13 protein-coding genes and 1 riboswitch are annotated in these 17,311 nt (G+C 70.0%); of the genes, 3 read left to right on the top strand and 10 right to left on the bottom strand.

What is annotated here, in order from left to right:
* Nucleotides 1–40: 40 nt before the first annotated feature.
* Nucleotides 41–3,649, bottom strand: coding sequence for an NACHT domain-containing protein (locus ACFU95_RS03325; protein ID WP_383820984.1), 3,609 nt, complete (start codon nucleotides 3,647–3,649; stop codon nucleotides 41–43).
* A 257-nt stretch (nucleotides 3,650–3,906) separates the two neighbouring features.
* Nucleotides 3,907–3,985: riboswitch (cobalamin riboswitch) on the top strand.
* 145 nt (nucleotides 3,986–4,130) lie between these two features.
* Between ACFU95_RS03325 and ACFU95_RS03320 the strand changes: the two genes are divergently transcribed.
* Both ACFU95_RS03320 and ACFU95_RS03315 read left to right on the top strand, forming a co-directional pair.
* Nucleotides 4,131–6,527 (top strand): ribonucleoside-diphosphate reductase subunit alpha, encoded by a 2,397-nt coding sequence (locus ACFU95_RS03320; RefSeq protein WP_383820981.1) that lies wholly within the window; start codon nucleotides 4,131–4,133, stop codon nucleotides 6,525–6,527.
* Complete coding sequence (locus ACFU95_RS03315) at nucleotides 6,527–7,540, top strand: ribonucleotide-diphosphate reductase subunit beta (RefSeq protein WP_383820978.1); 1,014 nt, start codon at nucleotides 6,527–6,529, stop codon at nucleotides 7,538–7,540. Before ACFU95_RS03320 ends, ACFU95_RS03315 begins: the two co-directional genes overlap by 1 nt.
* On the opposite strand, the gene ACFU95_RS03310 is transcribed toward ACFU95_RS03315, so the two are convergent.
* Complete coding sequence (locus tag ACFU95_RS03310) at nucleotides 7,453–7,692, bottom strand: hypothetical protein (RefSeq protein ID WP_383820975.1); 240 nt, start codon at nucleotides 7,690–7,692, stop codon at nucleotides 7,453–7,455. The two genes, ACFU95_RS03315 and ACFU95_RS03310, sit on opposite strands and share 88 nt — an antisense overlap.
* A gap of 174 nt (nucleotides 7,693–7,866) precedes the next feature.
* Here ACFU95_RS03310 and ACFU95_RS03305 point away from each other — a divergent pair, with 174 nt between their 5' ends.
* On the top strand, nucleotides 7,867–8,832 hold the full coding sequence (locus tag ACFU95_RS03305) for a helix-turn-helix domain-containing protein (protein WP_383820973.1): 966 nt from the start codon (nucleotides 7,867–7,869) through the stop codon (nucleotides 8,830–8,832).
* Between the two features lie 14 nt (nucleotides 8,833–8,846).
* Here ACFU95_RS03305 and ACFU95_RS03300 read toward each other — a convergent pair whose 3' ends face one another.
* The 8 genes from ACFU95_RS03300 to sigR all read right to left on the bottom strand — a co-directional run bounded on the left by ACFU95_RS03300 (nucleotide 8,847) and on the right by sigR (nucleotide 17,179).
* A complete protein-coding gene (locus ACFU95_RS03300) occupies nucleotides 8,847–10,226 on the bottom strand; it encodes a cytochrome P450 (protein WP_383820970.1) in 1,380 nt (459 codons plus the stop codon).
* Entirely contained in the window at nucleotides 10,223–11,308 is a 1,086-nt protein-coding gene (gene cyc1 / locus ACFU95_RS03295; protein ID WP_383820967.1) for an epi-isozizaene synthase, read from the bottom strand. Before cyc1 ends, ACFU95_RS03300 begins: the two co-directional genes overlap by 4 nt.
* A 300-nt stretch (nucleotides 11,309–11,608) precedes the next feature.
* Complete coding sequence (gene def, locus ACFU95_RS03290; RefSeq protein ID WP_383820964.1) at nucleotides 11,609–12,259, bottom strand: peptide deformylase; 651 nt, start codon at nucleotides 12,257–12,259, stop codon at nucleotides 11,609–11,611.
* A gap of 150 nt (nucleotides 12,260–12,409) precedes the next feature.
* Complete coding sequence (locus tag ACFU95_RS03285) at nucleotides 12,410–13,390, bottom strand: tetratricopeptide repeat protein (RefSeq protein ID WP_383820961.1); 981 nt, start codon at nucleotides 13,388–13,390, stop codon at nucleotides 12,410–12,412.
* A 109-nt stretch (nucleotides 13,391–13,499) separates the two neighbouring features.
* Nucleotides 13,500–14,741 carry an HD-GYP domain-containing protein gene (locus ACFU95_RS03280; protein ID WP_383820958.1) on the bottom strand — a complete coding sequence of 414 codons (1,242 nt, stop codon included), beginning with the start codon at nucleotides 14,739–14,741 and terminating at the stop codon, nucleotides 13,500–13,502.
* The gene (locus ACFU95_RS03275; RefSeq protein ID WP_383820956.1) at nucleotides 14,738–16,045 is read right to left on the bottom strand and encodes an HD-GYP domain-containing protein; all 1,308 of its coding nucleotides are present in this window, start codon (nucleotides 16,043–16,045) and stop codon (nucleotides 14,738–14,740) included. Before ACFU95_RS03275 ends, ACFU95_RS03280 begins: the two co-directional genes overlap by 4 nt.
* Before the next feature lie 139 nt (nucleotides 16,046–16,184).
* Nucleotides 16,185–16,487, bottom strand: coding sequence for a mycothiol system anti-sigma-R factor (gene rsrA / locus ACFU95_RS03270; RefSeq protein WP_030052446.1), 303 nt, complete (start codon nucleotides 16,485–16,487; stop codon nucleotides 16,185–16,187).
* On the bottom strand, nucleotides 16,484–17,179 hold the full coding sequence (sigR, locus tag ACFU95_RS03265; protein WP_234768037.1) for an RNA polymerase sigma factor SigR: 696 nt from the start codon (nucleotides 17,177–17,179) through the stop codon (nucleotides 16,484–16,486). The genes rsrA and sigR overlap by 4 nt, the downstream gene beginning before the upstream one ends.
* Nucleotides 17,180–17,311: the final 132 nt, after the last annotated feature.

Genomic DNA, 17,311 nt, shown 5'->3' with positions numbered 1-17,311 from the left:
CGGAGGAGATCCGGCGGCCCGTCGTCGTACCCACCGTCGGCTAGTCCCGCGTGCGCCTGGCCATCGCGCCCCAGAAGTAGTCCAGTTCCCGCACCCGCATACTGACCCAGTGCGGCGTCTTCCTCCGCACACCCCTGGGCAGCCACCGTCGCAGACGTCCCGGCAGGAGCGCCTGCTGCTGGCGGCAGAACGGCTCCCGGATCTCCCCTCGCGGTACGCAACCGCGGGGCGGGTAGGGGCAGAGCTGGAACTTGCAGTCGGGCAGGCAGGAGGTGCCCGGCGTGGGCGGGTCCGAGATGCCGGCACGCAGGTCGGGCCGGAGCGGCCCGCGGTCGCCGCGGATGCACGGCGGCAGCGACATCCGCGGCTGCTCCGCGCGGGCCATCCGCTCCTCGACCTCGTCCGGGTGGCCGTCCCGTTCGACAAGGTTCAGCATCACCAGCACGTCGGCGACGAGACGCTGGGCGCGCGCGTCGAGGGTGCTCCACCCGACCGAGGGCGGGATCCACAGGCTGTGCTTGCGATATCCCTCCGGGTGGCCGGTGCGCGCGCCGATGTTGTCGGCGACGCCCTTCTCGTCGATCCACAGGAAGCGCTCCGGCTGCCCGGTCTCCAGCGCGAGGGCCACCAGGTCGCCCGCCTCGGCGACGAACGGATGCAGGGGCCGCCGGGACGGGTCGCCGTTCGCGTGGGCCTGGCCGGGCGCCCTGTTCACCGTGCCGGCCATCGACAGCCAGCGCTCCACGGTCCGTATCGCGGTCGCCCCGCCCATGACCTGGGTCGGCTCGCGTGGCCCGTCACGGTCGCCCGGGGCCGCCGCTGCCTCCTCGTCGTGCTCGTGGACGCCGTCCGGAAGCTCCCACAGGCACAGTGCCTGGAGCAGGATGAGCTGCGAGTACCAGCACCGGGACTGCTGCAGCACGGTCTCCGCCTGGCGGATCAGGTCGGCGCGACCGCCCGAGTATGCCTGCGGATGCCGTATGCGACGGTTGGCCGCGTACTTGAATCCCTGGGCCAGCGCGGCCTCGAAGGCGAGGGGGAGGTCGGGTGCGCCGCCCGTGGCCTTCGGGTCGAGGTGGCGCAGCCACTTGGTGAGGCGTTCCCGGGCCTCGTCACGGTGGGCCTCGTCGACCGAGCCCAGCAGCATGGGGATCAGCCAGGCACGCATCACGAACTCCCGGAACAGATCGACCCGTTTCCTGCGGTAGTCCCGGTTCAGTGTCCGCCGGTCCTGCTGTAGGCGGCCGATGCGCTCGGACCGGGCCCGTGAAGGTGCGGCGGCCCTCGCCACGCCCATGCGCTCGGCCCATTTCTCGTACTCCTGCCGCTTCCATGCCTTCAAGGCCCCGAGCCTGTCGTCGTACTCCTTGATGGGGTCGCTGTGCAGCCCGACCCGTCCGCGGATCACGGCGAACGCCGCGTTGCCGCCCGTGCCGAACTCCTGCGCCGCGGCCAGGCGTATGGAGTAGGAGGGCTCCCGCACGCCGATCTCGAAGAGCTGTGCGTACAGCGGGGTGGTGTCGATCCGGTCGGAGACGCCCCGCAACGCGGCTCCGAGTTGCTTGAGCAGTCTCAGTTTCGCGTCGCCCAGGGTGCGCCGATCGCCCTTGAAACCGGCCCAGCTCCTGCGCACCCGCTCCACGATGTCGCCGAGCAGTCGCGGCTCGTCCTCCACGCTCTCGATCTCCACCGCGGCCACGTAGAGGTCCAGGGCCTTCGGGTCGTCGGTACGGCGGTCCGCTGCCCTGCACAGCCGGTACGCCAAGGTGTGCCCCCGCACGGGTGACTGACGGACCAGCTCCTCGATCTCCTTCTTCACCTCGGCGCGGACGCCTCCCCCGCGGGCCCTGAGCTTCGCCGCGCGCCGGCGGGACAGCAGCACCAGAGCGATGAGCAGTTCACGACTGGGCCCGGGCGGCTGAAGCGCCTGCTCGACGAGCTCTCCGGCGCCCCGTTCGCCCAGGTGGTTCAGGACGCGGTAGCCGTAGTAGGCCTGGATGATGCTGTGCGGGAACCGGACTCTGCGTTCGAAGCCCTCCACCAGGGAGAGCTTGTCCGCGTTCCTCACGAAGCGTGCGAGGGCGGCACGGCACTGGTCCATGTTCCCCTCGCGCAGCCGCTTCCGCTCCTCCTCGCCGAGCCGCTCGCACAGCGCGTCCCAGATCTGCTGCCGGTGCCACTCGGAGAGGACGTTCCCGCGTCTTCCGTACCGGTCGAAGGCGCGCCGGCTGGTCCACAGGTGTGTGGCCCTGACCTGCGCGCGCCGCGTCGGGCCGGGGTGGACGTCCGTGTCCAGCAGTTCCCCGAAGCCCACCTCCAGCTTGTCCTGGAGGAGCCCGACGCAGGCCATGGCCGACACCACCTCCAGGGTGTCCCGGCGCTCCTGCGGGGTGAGCGCGACGTCCTCGCGCAGCCGGCCCTGGCACACCGCGTGGTCCCACGTCTCCAGCAGCCACAGGCGCAGCGTGCCGCGGTCCCGGCCGCGGGTGCTCATATGCTGCGGGTCGGTGTCCGGCCGGTCGTGCTCCAGGGCTCCGTGGCGGTGCAGTTCCCGGGCGACCTGGAGATAGACGGGTGACTCGGTCACCTCCGCCGTCTCCACGATCCAGTCCACGCGGCGCTCGTCCGTCTCCGGGCCATGCGCCTGGACGAAGCGCAGGGCCTCCTCCTCGCTGAGCGGTTCCAGCTCCACGATCGCCGCCGAGGTTCTCTCCAACGGGCTGTGCGGTCGTGAGGCGATGACAAGGGGCAGCTTCTCCTCGTGGGCGCGCTCGATGGCCCGCCGGATGATGTTGTCCCGGTTCTGCTGGTGGCCGTCGCCCTGGAGGGCCTCCTCCAGGCCGTCCGCGATGACGACCGGCTTGTCGTCGGCGAGCAACTGCTGCCAGACCCGCTCGGTCTTGCCGCGGGCGAGGATGCCCCTGGGCGCCTCCTCGGCGAAACGACGCCTGGCCATGCGTTCGAAGTTCAGCTCGGTTCCGTCGGTCGCGTCCCGCAGCCGGATCGGTACGGGTACGGCGTTCTGCTGGGCCAGCAGTTCGGTGAGCCGTACCAGGACGGCGGTCTTGCCCACCCCGACGCCGCCGACGAGCAGATAGGGCCGGCGCGTGTCGCGTTCCCGCAGCCGTTCGGCGAGCACCTGGGCGATCTCCTCCCGGCCCACGATCTCGGCGGTGTCCGGTCCGGCGGTGGGCACCAGCCGCCAGGGATCGTCCCGCGCCTTCGCGAGGTAGCGCCGCTTGGTCCACCGGTACCACCAGAACAGGAAGAGCGTGGCGGCGACCGACGCGGTGAGCACCGGGCCGACGAAGCGCAGGACCGTTTCGAACCCCTCGTTGCCCTTCCGCCACTGCTCGAAGCCGGTCGTGTCCTGCGTGATCAGGATGTACAGGCCCTCCACGCACCAGGCGAGCAGCGCGAGTGCGGCGACCAGCCAGATGGCCCGGGTGACGTTGGTGTAGGAGATCCATCGACGCCACTTCCTGGGGCGGGTGGCGCCGCGGCGGGCCTCCAGACGGATCGTCAGCGCATGCCAGTGGCCCACGAATCCGTGCCTGGCCCAGCTGCCCGCACGTCTCGGGGCCAGCGTCGCCATCGGCGCGTTGCGCGGCCGCTCCTTGCCGGGCGGGCGGCGGACGACCCTCGTCATCGTGCGTCTCCTTCCGAGAAGGCTCTCGAAACGGAGCGACCGCGGGCGCCGACACCTACCTCCATGGAAGCACTCGCGGAACTCCCCGCAACCCGGCGCACCATGCGCGGCGCCCACCGCCGCCGCGCACTCCCGGGTCTCGCCGGCATCACTCTGCTCACCCATGAGTTGACGCTCTGAAACCACCGCGACACAACATCTGGGGGTGACACGACAGCCCGGCACAAGATGTATGCTCATGCTCGCTGTCGTCGCAGGGGAATCCGGTGCGAATCCGGAACTGTCCCGCAACGGTGTACTTGTGCATGTCTGTGCACAGGAGTCAGTCCGAGGACCTGTCGACAGTGCGCCCGGCCACCCGGTCGGCGCGCCTGACGTCCGGGCCTCGTGGAGTGGGCCGGTGGACGCGACGCCGCGTGCGCTCGTGTGCTGCCCCCTGCCCTCCGCCAGGCCCCCGTGCCGAGCGAGGGAGAGCCCCCACGTGACCATCGCGCCAGCAGACCCGGCCTCAGCCGTCCCGACTGTCGAGGACGCTCCGGGAACCGCGTTGCTGCGGACCCTGACCGAGCTGACCGCCGACCTCCCCGACGCCGACCCCGGCCGGGTCGCCGCCGCCGCGCTGCGCGGCCGGTCCGCCCTCGCGGACGAGGCGGAGCTGCGGGAGCTGGCGACCGAGGCCGCGGCAGGTCTGATCTCCGAGGACCCCGCCTACTCCCGGCTGGCCGCCCGGCTGCTGACCATCGGCATCCGCGAGGAGGCCGCCTCGCAGGGCGTCACGTCCTTCACCGAGTCGGTCGCGGTCGGGCACCGCGAGGGCCTCGTCGCCGACCGGACCGCCGACTTCGCGCGCATCCACGCGGCCCGCCTCGACGCCCTGGTCGACACGGGCGCCGACGACCGCTTCGGCTACTTCGGCCTGCGCACCCTGCACAGCCGGTACCTGCTGCGGCACCCCTACACCCGCAAGGTCATCGAGACGCCCCAGCACTTCATGCTGCGCGTCGCCGCCGGTCTCGCCGATCACACTGCGCTCAATTCAAGAACGGGCGTCCGCGCGCTGGACGAAGTCGCCGCGCTCTACGGGCTCATGAGCCGCCTCGACTACCTCCCCTCCTCCCCCACGCTCTTCAACTCCGGCACCCGCCACCCCCAGATGTCGTCCTGCTACCTCCTCGACTCCCCCAAGGACGAGCTGGACTCCATCTACGACCGCTACCACCAGGTCGCCCGTCTCTCGAAGCACGCCGGCGGCATCGGTCTGTCGTACTCCCGCATCCGCTCCCGGGGTTCGCTGATCCGCGGCACCAACGGGCACTCCAACGGCATCGTCCCGTTCCTGAAGACGCTCGACGCCTCGGTCGCCGCCGTGAACCAGGGCGGCCGGCGCAAGGGTGCCGCCGCGGTCTACCTGGAGACCTGGCACTCCGACATCGAGGAGTTCCTCGAGCTGCGCGACAACACCGGTGAGGACGCCCGGCGTACGCACAACCTGAACCTCGCGCACTGGATCCCGGACGAGTTCATGCGCCGGGTCAACGCCGACGGGCTGTGGAGCCTGTTCTCCCCGTCGGACGTGCCCGAGCTGGTCGACCTGTGGGGCGAGGAGTTCGACGCGGCGTACCGGAAGGCCGAGGAGAGCGGTCTCGCGAAGAAGACCATCCCGGCCCGTGACCTGTACGGCCGCATGATGCGCACCCTCGCGCAGACCGGCAACGGCTGGATGACCTTCAAGGACGCCGCCAACCGCACCGCCAACCAGACGGCCCTGCCGGGCCATGTCGTCCACTCCTCCAACCTCTGCACGGAGATCCTGGAGGTCACGGACGACGGGGAGACGGCGGTCTGCAACCTGGGGTCCGTCAACCTCGGCGCGTTCGTGGACACGGCGACCGGTGACATCGACTGGGAGCGGCTGGACGCCACCGTCCGCACCGCCGTCACGTTCCTCGACCGCGTCGTCGACATCAACTTCTACCCGACCGAGCAGGCGGGCCGGTCGAACGCCCGGTGGCGGCCGGTGGGCCTGGGCGCGATGGGCCTCCAGGACGTCTTCTTCAAGCTGCGGCTGCCGTTCGACTCGGCCGAGGCCAGACAGCTCTCCACGCGCATCGCCGAGCGCATCATGCTCGCCGCCTACGAGGCCTCCGCCGACCTCGCCGAGCGCAACGGCCCGCTGCCGGCCTGGGAGAAGACCCGTACCGCCAAGGGTGTCCTGCACCCCGACCACTACGGCGTCGAGCTGACCTGGCCGGAGCGCTGGGCCGCCCTGCGCAGCCGTATCGCCACCACCGGCATGCGCAACTCCCTGCTGCTGGCCATCGCGCCCACGGCCACCATCGCGTCCATCGCCGGCGTCTACGAGTGCATCGAGCCGCAGGTGTCCAACCTGTTCAAGCGCGAGACGCTGTCCGGCGAGTTCCTCCAGGTCAACTCCTACCTGGTCGACGAGCTGAAGGCGCTCGGCGTCTGGGACGCCCGGACCCGTGAGGCGCTGCGCGAATCGAACGGCTCGGTGCAGGACTTCGCCTGGATCCCGGCGGACGTACGGGCCCTGTACCGCACGGCGTGGGAGATCCCGCAGCGCGGACTGATCGACATGGCCGCCGACCGGACGCCGTTCCTGGACCAGTCGCAGTCCCTGAACCTCTTCCTGGAGACGCCGACCATCGGCAAGCTCTCCTCGATGTACGCGTACGCCTGGAAGCAGGGCCTGAAGACGACGTACTACCTGCGCTCACGCCCGGCGACCCGCATCGCCCGCGCCGCCCAGGGTCAGGCCGCCCAGCCCGAGAAGACCATCCCCGTCCAGCAGGTCGCCGAGCCCGACGCCGTCGCCTGCTCCCTGGAAAACCCCGAGTCCTGCGAGGCCTGCCAGTAATGACCGCCCGTAACGCCAATCTCCTCGACCCGGGCTTCGAGCTCACCCTGCGCCCCATGCGCTACCCGGACTTCTACGAGCGCTACCGGGACGCCATCAAGAACACCTGGACCGTCGAGGAGGTCGACCTCCACTCGGACGTCGCCGACCTCGCGAAGCTGTCCGAGGGCGAGCAGCACATGATCGGCCGGCTGGTCGCGTTCTTCGCGACGGGCGACTCGATCGTGGCGAACAACCTGGTGCTGACGCTGTACAAGCACATCAACTCACCCGAGGCGCGCCTGTACCTGAGCAGGCAGCTCTTCGAGGAGGCCGTGCACGTCCAGTTCTACCTGACGCTGCTGGACACCTACCTCCCCGACCCGGAGGACCGGGCGGCGGCCTTCGACGCCGTCGAGAACATCCCCTCGATCCGCGAGAAGGCCGAGTTCTGCTTCAAGTGGATCAACGAGGTCGAGAAGCTGGAGAGCCTGCAGACCAAGGCCGACCGGCGTCGCTTCCTGCTGAACCTGATCTGCTTCGCCGCGTGCATCGAGGGCCTGTTCTTCTACGGCGCCTTCGCGTACGTCTACTGGTTCCGCAGCCGGGGCCTGCTGCACGGCCTGGCCACCGGCACCAACTGGGTGTTCCGCGACGAGACGATGCACATGAGCTTCGCGTTCGACGTGGTCGACACGGTCCGCAAGGAGGAGCCGGAGCTCTTCGACGACGAGCTCCAGCAGCAGGTCACCGACATGCTGAGGGAGGCCGTCGAGGCCGAGCTCCAGTTCGGGCGCGACCTGTGCGGTGACGGCCTCCCGGGCATGAACACCGAGTCGATGCGGCAGTACCTGGAGTGTGTCGCCGACCAGCGTCTGACGCGGCTCGGCTTCGCTCCGGTGTACGGCTCCGAGAACCCCTTCTCCTTCATGGAGCTCCAGGGTGTTCAGGAGCTGACCAACTTCTTCGAGCGGCGTCCCTCGGCGTACCAGGTGGCGGTGGAGGGCACCGTCGACCTGGACGAGGACTTCTGAGCCTCTGCCTTGTCGCGTTCCTGGGCCTCCCTGATCTGACGGTCGATGCGCCGGTCGTGCACGATCCCGATCACTGACGGGAGGACCAGGAGGACGAACATGCCGAGCACGACGACCATGGCGAGCAGTGTCTGTGTCTGTTCCGTAGTCATGACAACACTGTCGCGCCGGACACTCCTTACGAACAGTGGCAGGACTGCCGCCAACCCTCGATTTACTGCCACTTTCGAGGCACACTGGCAGCATGCTGCTGTGCTTTCCGGGGGACAACCCCCGGACCCCCGGCCGAAGCCGACACCGACCAGCGCGGCAATGCGAGGTAGCCCATGCTCAGCAACGTCGCCGCCGTCCTCCTGGACGGTGTACATCTCTTTGAAATGGGCGTCGTCTGCGAGGTGTTCGGCATCGACCGCAGCGACGAGGGCCTGCCCACCTACGATTTCGCGGTCGTCTCGGCCGAGGGGCCGACCCTGGGCACCCATGTCGGCGGGCTCACCGTCTCGACGCCGTACGGCCTGGAACGGCTGGACGAGGCCGATCTGATCACCGTCCCGGCCGGCAGCGAGTACGTCACCCGCGACTATCCGCCCGAGCTGCTGAACGCCCTGGTCAGGGCCGTGGACCGGGGCGCGCGGGTGCTCAGCGTCTGCTCCGGCGCCTTCGTACTGGGCGCGGCGGGGCTGCTCGACGGGCGGCGGTGCAGCGTGCACTGGCGGCACGCGGAGGAACTGGCCCGGCGCCATCCGCGGGCGGTCGTCGAGCCCGATGTGCTCTACGTCGACGAGGGACCGGTGATCACCAGCGCCGGCACCGCCGCCGGCATCGACGCCTGTCTGCACATCGTGCGGCAGGAGCAGGGGCCCGAGGTCGCCAACAAGATCGCCCGGCGCATGGTGGTCCCGCCGCACCGGGACGGCGGACAGGCCCAGTACATCGAGCGCCCGCTGCCCCGCTCCCAGTGCGACACGGTCGGCGAGGTGCTGGCGTGGATGGAGCGGCACCTCGACGAGGAACTCACCGTCGAGCAGCTCGCCGAGCGGGCGCTCATGTCCCCGCGCACCTTCGCCCGTCGCTTCCAGCAGGAGACCGGCACCACTCCCTACCGCTGGATCCTGCGCCAACGTGTGCTGCTGGCGCAGGAGTTGCTGGAGGCGACGGACGAGACCGTGGACGCGATCGCCGGTCGAACGGGGTTCGGCACGGCGGCCGCACTGCGCCACCAGTTCGTACGGGCCCTGGGGACGACCCCGAACGCCTACCGAAGGACGTTCCAGGGACCGAGCGCCGCGTAGGCCGGTGCCGACGGCTAGTCCCTCGGCACCGGCCTCAGCAGCAGCCTGTTCGGGCGGAGTGTGATGCCGACGCGGGTCGCGTCCTGGGAACCCGGCACCTGCTCGAAGCGGTACTTCGTGGACAGCGCCGCCGTGATCAGCGACAGCTGCGCCATCGAGAAGTGGTCGCTCGGGCACTTGCGGTTGCCCACGCTGAACGGACTCATGGCGTATTTCGGCACGTCCTTGACGCGGTCCGGAAGCCAGCGGTCGGGGTCGAAGTCGAGGTTGTCCGCGTACGACTTCGCGTCCCGCTGGATGGCGTAGGGGCTGTAGATGATGTCGGCCCCGGCCGGAATGCGATAGCCACCAAGTGACGTATCGGTCACCGCCCGTCGCGTCAGAATCCAGACCGCAGGGCGCAAACGCATCGCCTCCACGACGACATTGTTCGTGTGCCTGAGGCTACGGACGTCCTGGAATGCCACGGGCCGCCCGCCGGTGACGGATTCGACCTCCGCACACACCTTGTCGGCGTGTTCCGGATGTTCCGCGAGCACATGCAGCAGCCACATGATGGTGGAGGCCACGGTTTCGCTGCCCGGGGTGACAATCGCGACGACCTGGTCGTGGATCTCCTGTTCCCCGATGGGGTCGCCATTCTCGTCCTTCGCCTCCAGCAATGCCGTCAGCAAATCGTCCGGCCTTTGACCAGATGCCCGGCGTTCGGCGACGATCTCGTCGACCAGGAGATGCAAATCGGCCAGGGCCCGGTTGAATTCGCGGTTGGCCGGGAGCGGCAGCTTGTACAGCGGCCCGAGCGGGATCACCATCCGCCGGTACATGCCCCGGAAGACGGTGGCGAGCGCGTTGCACAGCCGCTCGGCCCGCTCGTCCATGTAGTCGCCGCGCAGCAGACAGCGGGCGGCGATGCGCACCGCGATCCGGAAGGACTCGGAGGTGCAGTCGATGGTCTCGCCGGGCTTCCAGCGCTCGGTCAGCGCATGCGCCTCCTCCTCCATGATCGGCCCGTACGCGGGGATCGCGTCGAGCCGGAAGGCGGGCTGGATGGTGCGCCGCTGACGCCGGTGCCGGGGGCCGTTCGCCGTGGCCACGCCCTCCTTGCCGAGCAGGCCTTCCAGGGACTCCCACAGCGGCCCGTCGATCTTGAAGTCGGTGCTCAGCGCCAGGGCGCCGGTGAGGTCGGGCGTGGTGACGGCGTACACCGTCTTGGGACCGAGCCTGAGGCGTACGACGTCGCCGTGGTCCCGGAGCGCGGCCATGAAGGCCAGCGGATCTCGGGCCAGCTTCCAGCCGTGACCGAGAAGCGGAACGCCTCCGCCCGCGAGGGGCGGCTCACGCAGGTCCGAAGCCACACGGGGCCCGGCTTCGGGGCGGACGGACTCGACGGTCATTTCTCACCTGCCGTTTCGTTGTTGACGTACGGGGGCGTGGACCGGTCGTCCCAGCTGTCGACCATGTACCGGCCGGACTCGTGGTGGAACCAGTAGACGGAGCTGAACCAGTTGCGCATATTGCAGACGCAGGCGCGTACGGCGGCGCTGAGTTCCTTTCCCCACACCGTGCCGTCGGCCAGGGAGTCAGCGAACTCCAGAGCGTCCTGCTCGGCCACGAGGAAATCGGATATGCATTCCTCGACCCGTTGCCTGACGTCCGTCACCGCCTCTTCCAGGGTCAGCCCCCTGTCTTTGATGAGGCTGATTCCGAGATTATGGACCTCGTCGCCCGCGATTTCCTTGGGCAGTGAGCAGAGATCGTTGTACCAGGCGGCGAATTCCTGACTCAGCAACGCCGCCCGCCGATACGCCGAATGTTTCCGTACGGGGTCCGGAAGTTCCAGCCCCGCGGCCGGCTCCAGCAGATCGGTCCAGATCCAGTGCGCGAAGGTGAGCCGGCGCAGGGCGAGGTATTCCTCGACCGTGGGGATATACCCCTCGGTGCGGTTGCGGAATTCCCTGTCGTACGCCTCGATCACCGCGTGGAAGTGCCGGGCGAACCGTGTGTTCCAGGTGCGGGGCAGGAACGAGTACAGCCGCACCATGCTGTCCGCGAACCCCGCGACCAGCGCGTCCTCGTGGTGCAGATGGTCCTCGGGGGAGTCGAGCGCCGCGTGCAGCCGGAACCGCAGCCGCCGCCAGGCCGCCGGGCGGCGGTGGACGATGTCCCGGTCGTGCCGGTCGTCCCAGACGAAGAACCACGCGCTGTAGTCCGCAATCGCCTGGAGGACCTCCTCGGGGGCGCCAATGTAGTACCCCGCCATGAGGTCGGTGTAGCACAGACCGTCGGCATATTCCTCGACCTTGTCGGCCGGCATCAGCCGCTTTTCCAGCAGCCAGGTACGGGTCTTCTCCTGAAGCTGGGGCCAATACGGATGAAGTTGCCTGGGAAACGCTGATTCGATCACCGGGAGAGAGAGCGATGGTGGTACCGGGACCGCCGTCGGTGTCGATGTGGTGCTGTGTGAGAAAGCATGCACGAACAAACCCCTCTCAGCCGCCAGTTGTGTAGTTGTGCACGCCCCCTCCCGCTGTGCCGGGCGTGCGCCGTTGCGTATCCCCGCACTTCCATTCAGCACCACAACTGACCGATCTGGGAACGGATTTGCTTCATTCACTACCCCACGATGCCGAGAATCTCCCCCTATGTGACTGGATATGGATCACGAGTTGCCTGTATGGGATCGAACGTGCGACGGACATGCGAACGGCGCCCGGTCAGGGAGGTGAACCTGAACGGGCGCCGTGCGCACGGGGCCTGTGGGGCCTTTGAGAGGGCCTCAGTCGTTCGCGACCACGGGGTAGCGGGGCTCGTTCTCGGCCATCTGGCGGAGCGCGTCCTTGCGCTCCCGCTTGGAGAGACGGTCGATGTAGAGGTAGCCGTACAGGTGGTCGGTCTCGTGCTGCAAACACCGAGCGAAGTACCCGGTGCCGCGCACCCTGATCGGGTTGCCCTTCTCGTCCTGCCCGGTGACCTCGGCGTAGTCGGGGCGGGCCAGCGGCGCATATGCCGTCGGGACCGAGAGGCAGCCCTCGTTGCTGTCGTCCAGCCGGCGCTTGTCGGCGGGCAGCTCGACGACCTTCGGGTTGCACACGACACCGACGTGCCGCCTGCCCTCGTCGTCCATGCAGTCGTAGACGAAGACCTTCAGGTCGACACCGATCTGGTTGGCGGCGAGGCCGACGCCCTCGGCGGTGCGCTGCGAGGCGAACATGTCCGCCACGAGCTGGTCCAGCTCCGCGCCGAACTCGGTGACGTCCTTGCACTCCTTGTGCAGCACCGGATTCCCGACGACGGTGATCGGCCGCGAGGCGCCGCGCTCACGCCAGGCGTTCTCGCGCTCCTCCGTGTCCTCGGTGTCGACGACGAACCCCTCGTCGTCCACGGGGAGCACGCCCGCGTGCTGCTGCTCGGTGTCCTGCTGGGCCATGACCGACGTATGCCTTCCTGCACAAGAAAAGAGGGTGTGATGCTGATACAGGGTACGGGGAACGCGTCCCTGGAGGGCGCGGGACTGTGTCGATATGCGGCTCCGCCGCGGGGCGCGACCAGCCACGACGAAACCGCAGTCGGCAATGGTCTAACAGACCTCTTCGAGATCCCGCCAATCCCGAGAATCCGGACTGTCCGCAACCCACCCGTCCAACAACCCCCGCACCAAGGCGGCCGGCGCAGCCACCCCGCACTCCCGCTCCGGCACCCACAGCTGCCCGTCCGTCCGGTGCCCCAGGGGCCCGGGGTGACCCGGCTCACTGTGGTCGTGCGGGTCCAGATGCTCCCCGTCGCCCTCGTCCGACGGCATCCGCGACTCGGAGCACATCCGGCACAGCAGCCGCACGGACGACGACCAGTCCTCCGCGGCGAACCCGGCGTCCGCGGCCAGCTGCTCCAGCGCGTCCCGGTCGTCCTCGGTGGCGGCCTCCAGGAGGACCACCCAGGTGGGGACCGGCGAGGGCGCCCACAGCTCGATCTCGTCGAAGACGGGGTAGGCGTGCCCCGCCGACGTGGTCCGCTCCCCGTGGGGCACCCCGTCGTGCAGCACGACCTCGCCCCAGCGCCGCCCGGAGGACGGCAGCGGGATGGACAGCACCTCGATCCGGGCGGGGTCGAGCCGCCGCCCCCACACGACCTCGGCCTCCCCCTCCGGGGACAGCCGTACGGCCGCGCTGCCCAGGTCCATCCCGAGCGGTTCACCGGAGTCGGTCGCACCGCCGGGCACCCGCAGCCCGTACGCCTGCCAGGCCCGCCGGGCCAGCGGCCAGTCCTGGAGGGCGGTGGCCGCGATGCCGACGTTCCACCAGTCGGGCGCCCCGGTCTCCCGGTCCAGCAGGGCCACGGCGCGCAGTCCGGCCGCGCGGGCCTGCTCCCAGTCGTGCCGGAACTTGTGCAGCAGGGCGAGGTTGAACCAGGACTCCGAAAGCCAGGGCTCCAGATCGGCGGCGCGGGTCAGCAACGCGCCCGCGTCCTCGTACCGACCGTCGCCGATCAACGTGAACGCACGGTCGGTGGCCTGCCGCCAGGAGGCGGAGGGCCGGTGCCGTCCCTTGCCGAAGATCCTCACGATTCCCGCCTGCCAGTTCCGTGGAGTGGGCTGGCTAGTGCTCGCCCCCGGACACCCTCTCATTCGCATCCAACCACGTACGGCTGGAAGGGCGCTCATTACCCATGGGTTACCCAGCCACAGGGGGTGTAAGACAGTCTCTGGACAGCACCCGTGCGAGCGATCCCACCACCTCCGGCGCATAGTCCCCGGCGGTGCCCAGCCGCAGCTCCTCCAGCGCCCTCAGCGGGCCGCCGGGCCCGGTGTCGCGGGCCTTCTCCTCGTAGGCGTTCACCGCCCGCACGATCCGCGCGGCGACCGGCTGCTCCGGGCAGGGGTCGGCGAGCCGCTCCACGACCGTGGCCACCTGCGGGTTCACCCCGGTCTGCCGTACGACGGCCCCGCCCAGCAGCGCGATCCGCCGCTGTTCCTCGACCGGCAGCACGGCGGTGGCCCCATGCGGCACCGGATCGACCAGGCTGAGCTGCCCGATGTCGTGCATGAGGGCCGCGTACTCCAGCACGGTGAGTTCGGCCTCGGACAGGCCCAGGTCCCGCCCGACCTCGCGGCTGAGCGCGGCCACCCGCCTGGCGTGTCCGGCCGGCGTGTACCCGGCGATCTCGGTGGCCCGGGCGAGGGAGGCGATGGTCTGCCGGTAGGTCGCCCGGACGGCGGCGTACCGGCGCAGGGACATCTGGGTGAGCAGGAGGGGAAGCGAGAAGACGGGCAGTGCCCACAGCCCGGCCACGGCGACCGCGAGCGCCATCACCGCACCCGTCGCACAGACCGCCGACCCGATCCCGAGCGTCGCGCGCAGCTGGTCCCGCAGCAGCGGCCCGAACGGCCACCGGGTACGGGAGTGCGCCAGCGCGGCGGCCAGCAGGGCGTCGCACAGGGCGGTGAGGGCGAGGACGGCCAGCAGGAACAGGGCGTAGGCGGTGCCCCAGCCGTGGAACGTGCCCTGGTTGTACAGGGGTTGGAAGCAGACGGCCGCGAAGCCGACGGTGAGCACGCGCCGGGCGAGGTGGTCGAGGACGGGCCGGCCGCGCGCGATGTGCGGCACGCTGCCGAGGAGCGCGGCCGCGAGGACCACGCTGAGGACCTGTGTGACGCCGTGCCCGGTGGGGTGCCCGCCGTTCTCCCCCAGCAGGGCGTACGAGAGAGCGGCGGCGGCGCCGAGGGGCGCGGCCTCCCTGCCCTCCGCTCCCGACCAGCGGGTGAGCTCGCCGAGGGCGACGAGGATGCCGAAGGCGAGCGCCGTGCCGCGTTCGTCGAGGCCGCTCCCCAGGGTGTCGATCAGGCAGCCGACGGCGAGAAGGGCGGCGCAGGTGTGCACGAGGGTGAGCAGGAAGGGTGGTCTCGGGGCGCTCATCGGTGCGCCCCCGGGGCACTGGAGACGGGCGGGCGGGGCGGCGGCACGGACGTTTCGTCGGCGGTCACGGCGGGATGCCACCCCTGCTGGTCCACGGCTCTGACGAGGGCCGTGACCATCGCGGGGTCGAACTGCGAGCCCGCGCACTTCTCCAGTTCCCGCAGGGCGACGGGTACCGGCCGGGCCCTTGAGTACGACCGGTTCGACGTCATCGCGTCGAACGCGTCCGCGACCGCCACCACCCGAGCCGACTCCGGGATCTGGCTCCCCCTCAGCCCGTAGGGGTAGCCGCTCCCGTCGAGCCGCTCATGGTGGTGCAGTACGGCGGCCCGGGCCTCGCCGAGGAAGGAGATGCCCCGGACCATCTCGTGCCCGTACTCGGGATGCAGCTCGATCACGCGCCGTTCCTCGGGCGTGAGCGGTCCGTCCTTGCGCAGCAGCCGCGTGGGCACGCCCAGCTTGCCGACGTCGTGCAGGATCCCGGCGAAGCGGAGCACCTCGACGCGCTCGTCGGCCATGCCCAGCTCCCGCGCGATCATCATCGAGGCCTGGCCGACCCGCTCACTGTGGCCGCGGGTGTAGCCGTCCTTGATGTCGACGGCCTGGACCAGCGCCCGGATGGTCGCCTGGTGGGCCGCGCGTTCCCGGTGGTACTGGGCGAACACCCACCACGACACGCACATCGGCAGCAGCACCAGCAGCGCGGCGACCGGGCCGTAGGGACTGCGCCAGAGCACGGCCATCATCAGCCCGGCCAGACCGTGCACGGCGATCGGCGCGAGCGAGTGCGGGAACAGCCCTCGCCAGGCACGCCGTACCGGCACGCGCTCGGCCAGCGCGAGAATCCCGCCGTCCAGGACGGTCAGGACCAGGCAGAACGTCAGCGCCGCGGCTCCGGCGGGCGCGAGCGCGTACGGGAAGTCGGAGGCGAGGACGGCGTCGTGTCCGCCGAGCGCCTCGTGCACCCGGGCGGCCGCCCACACCGCGACCGCGGACTGGGCCGCCCGCCACAACCGGCGCAGCCGGCGCGGCCGTTGGCCCACGGGAGACAGCAGGGCTCCCGGTACGGGTACCAGCGCCGCCGCGGCCGGCGGCAGGAGGAAGGCCCCGGCGAGGAGCACGGGGTAGAAGCTGCCCGCGGGCCGCCACCTGGCGGCGATCCGCTCACCCCCGGCGTAGAGGCCGGCGAGCAGTGCCACCGCCCACCAGGGGGTGTCGGCGACCGTCAGCGGACGCAGGCAGAACAGGGCAGCGAGGGCGGCACAGACGACGTACACGCGCGCCCGTGCTGGTATCGCCTCCATGTGCTCCTCCCCGGCCAGGCCTTCCCGGCACGGGAGCCTAGGGCGGCCAAGGGGAGGTTCGCGGTGTTATGACCGGGGGATTAGCACGTTCGAGTGACGGCCGTCCGTACAGGACGCCCGTGTGCCGGACGCCTGGGGCTCAGGACTCCTGCGGCGTGGCGGTCACGTCATGGTCGGGCACGGCCTGGCCGGAGCGGATCAGGTCGAGCCGCCCGAGGACCTTGGCACGCAGGTCGGTCGGCACGTCGTCATGCCCGCAGCAGCGCTTGACCAGCTTCTTCACGGCCTCTTCGAGGCCGTACTTCTCCAGGCACGGCGAGCACTCCGTGAAGTGCTGCTTGAACTTGTCGCGGTCGACGTCCGGCATCTCACTGTCGAGGAACTCGTAGAGATGATCGAGTACCTCACTGCAGTCCGTCTCGTGCGGCTCTCCGCAGCTCATGAGCCCGAGCCTTTCGCTTCGTTCGACTCTCCGGCGCCGGCCGGGACCAGTCCGCGCTCGCGGGCGTAGTCCTCGAGCATGCCGCGCAGTTGACGGCGGCCCCGGTGCAGCCGGGACATCACCGTACCGATGGGTGTCCCCATGATGTCCGCGATCTCCTTGTACGCAAAGCCCTCGACATCGGCGAGGTAGACGGCGATGCGGAATTCCTCGGGGATCGCCTGGAGGGCTTCCTTCACGTCCGAGTCGGGCAGGTGGTCGAGCGCCTGCGACTCCGCGGAGCGCAAGCCCGTCGACATGTGCGACTCGGCGCGGGCGAGCTGCCAGTCCTCGATCTCCTCGGCCGCGGAGCGCTGGGGTTCACGCTGCTTCTTGCGGTACGAGTTGATGAAGGTGTTGGTGAGGATCCGGTACAGCCACGCCTTCAGGTTGGTGCCCTCACGGAACTGGTGGAAGGACGCGTACGCCTTGGCGTACGTCTCCTGCACCAGGTCCTCGGCGTCGGCCGGGTTGCGCGTCATGCGCAGGGCGGCCGAGTACATCTGGTCGAGGAATTCGAGCGCGTCCCGCTCGAAGCGCGCGCTGCGCTCGGCGGTCGTCTCCGCGGACGTGTCCACGCTCATGCCCTGGCCCTCGGGCTGCTCCGCCTGGCCGTTGTCGGTCCCTGCGTCGGTACCGGGAACCGGACCCACCTCCTCAAGATTCCGGGCAGCACCGAAACCGGTCCCGCCTGAATCGGAGGATAGACGACCTGCCGTGCCTGCCGCCCCTCGAATAGGAGCGGTCCTGGCCGCGTGCAGCACCGTCCAGTCCAGGTCAGTACG

Origin of the sequence: Streptomyces sp. NPDC057623 (assembly GCF_042800355.1) — a bacterium.
Lineage (GTDB): Bacteria > Actinomycetota > Actinomycetes > Streptomycetales > Streptomycetaceae > Streptomyces.
Note: the sequence above shows the minus strand (reverse complement) of the source record. Positions and strands in the feature narration are given on the sequence as shown.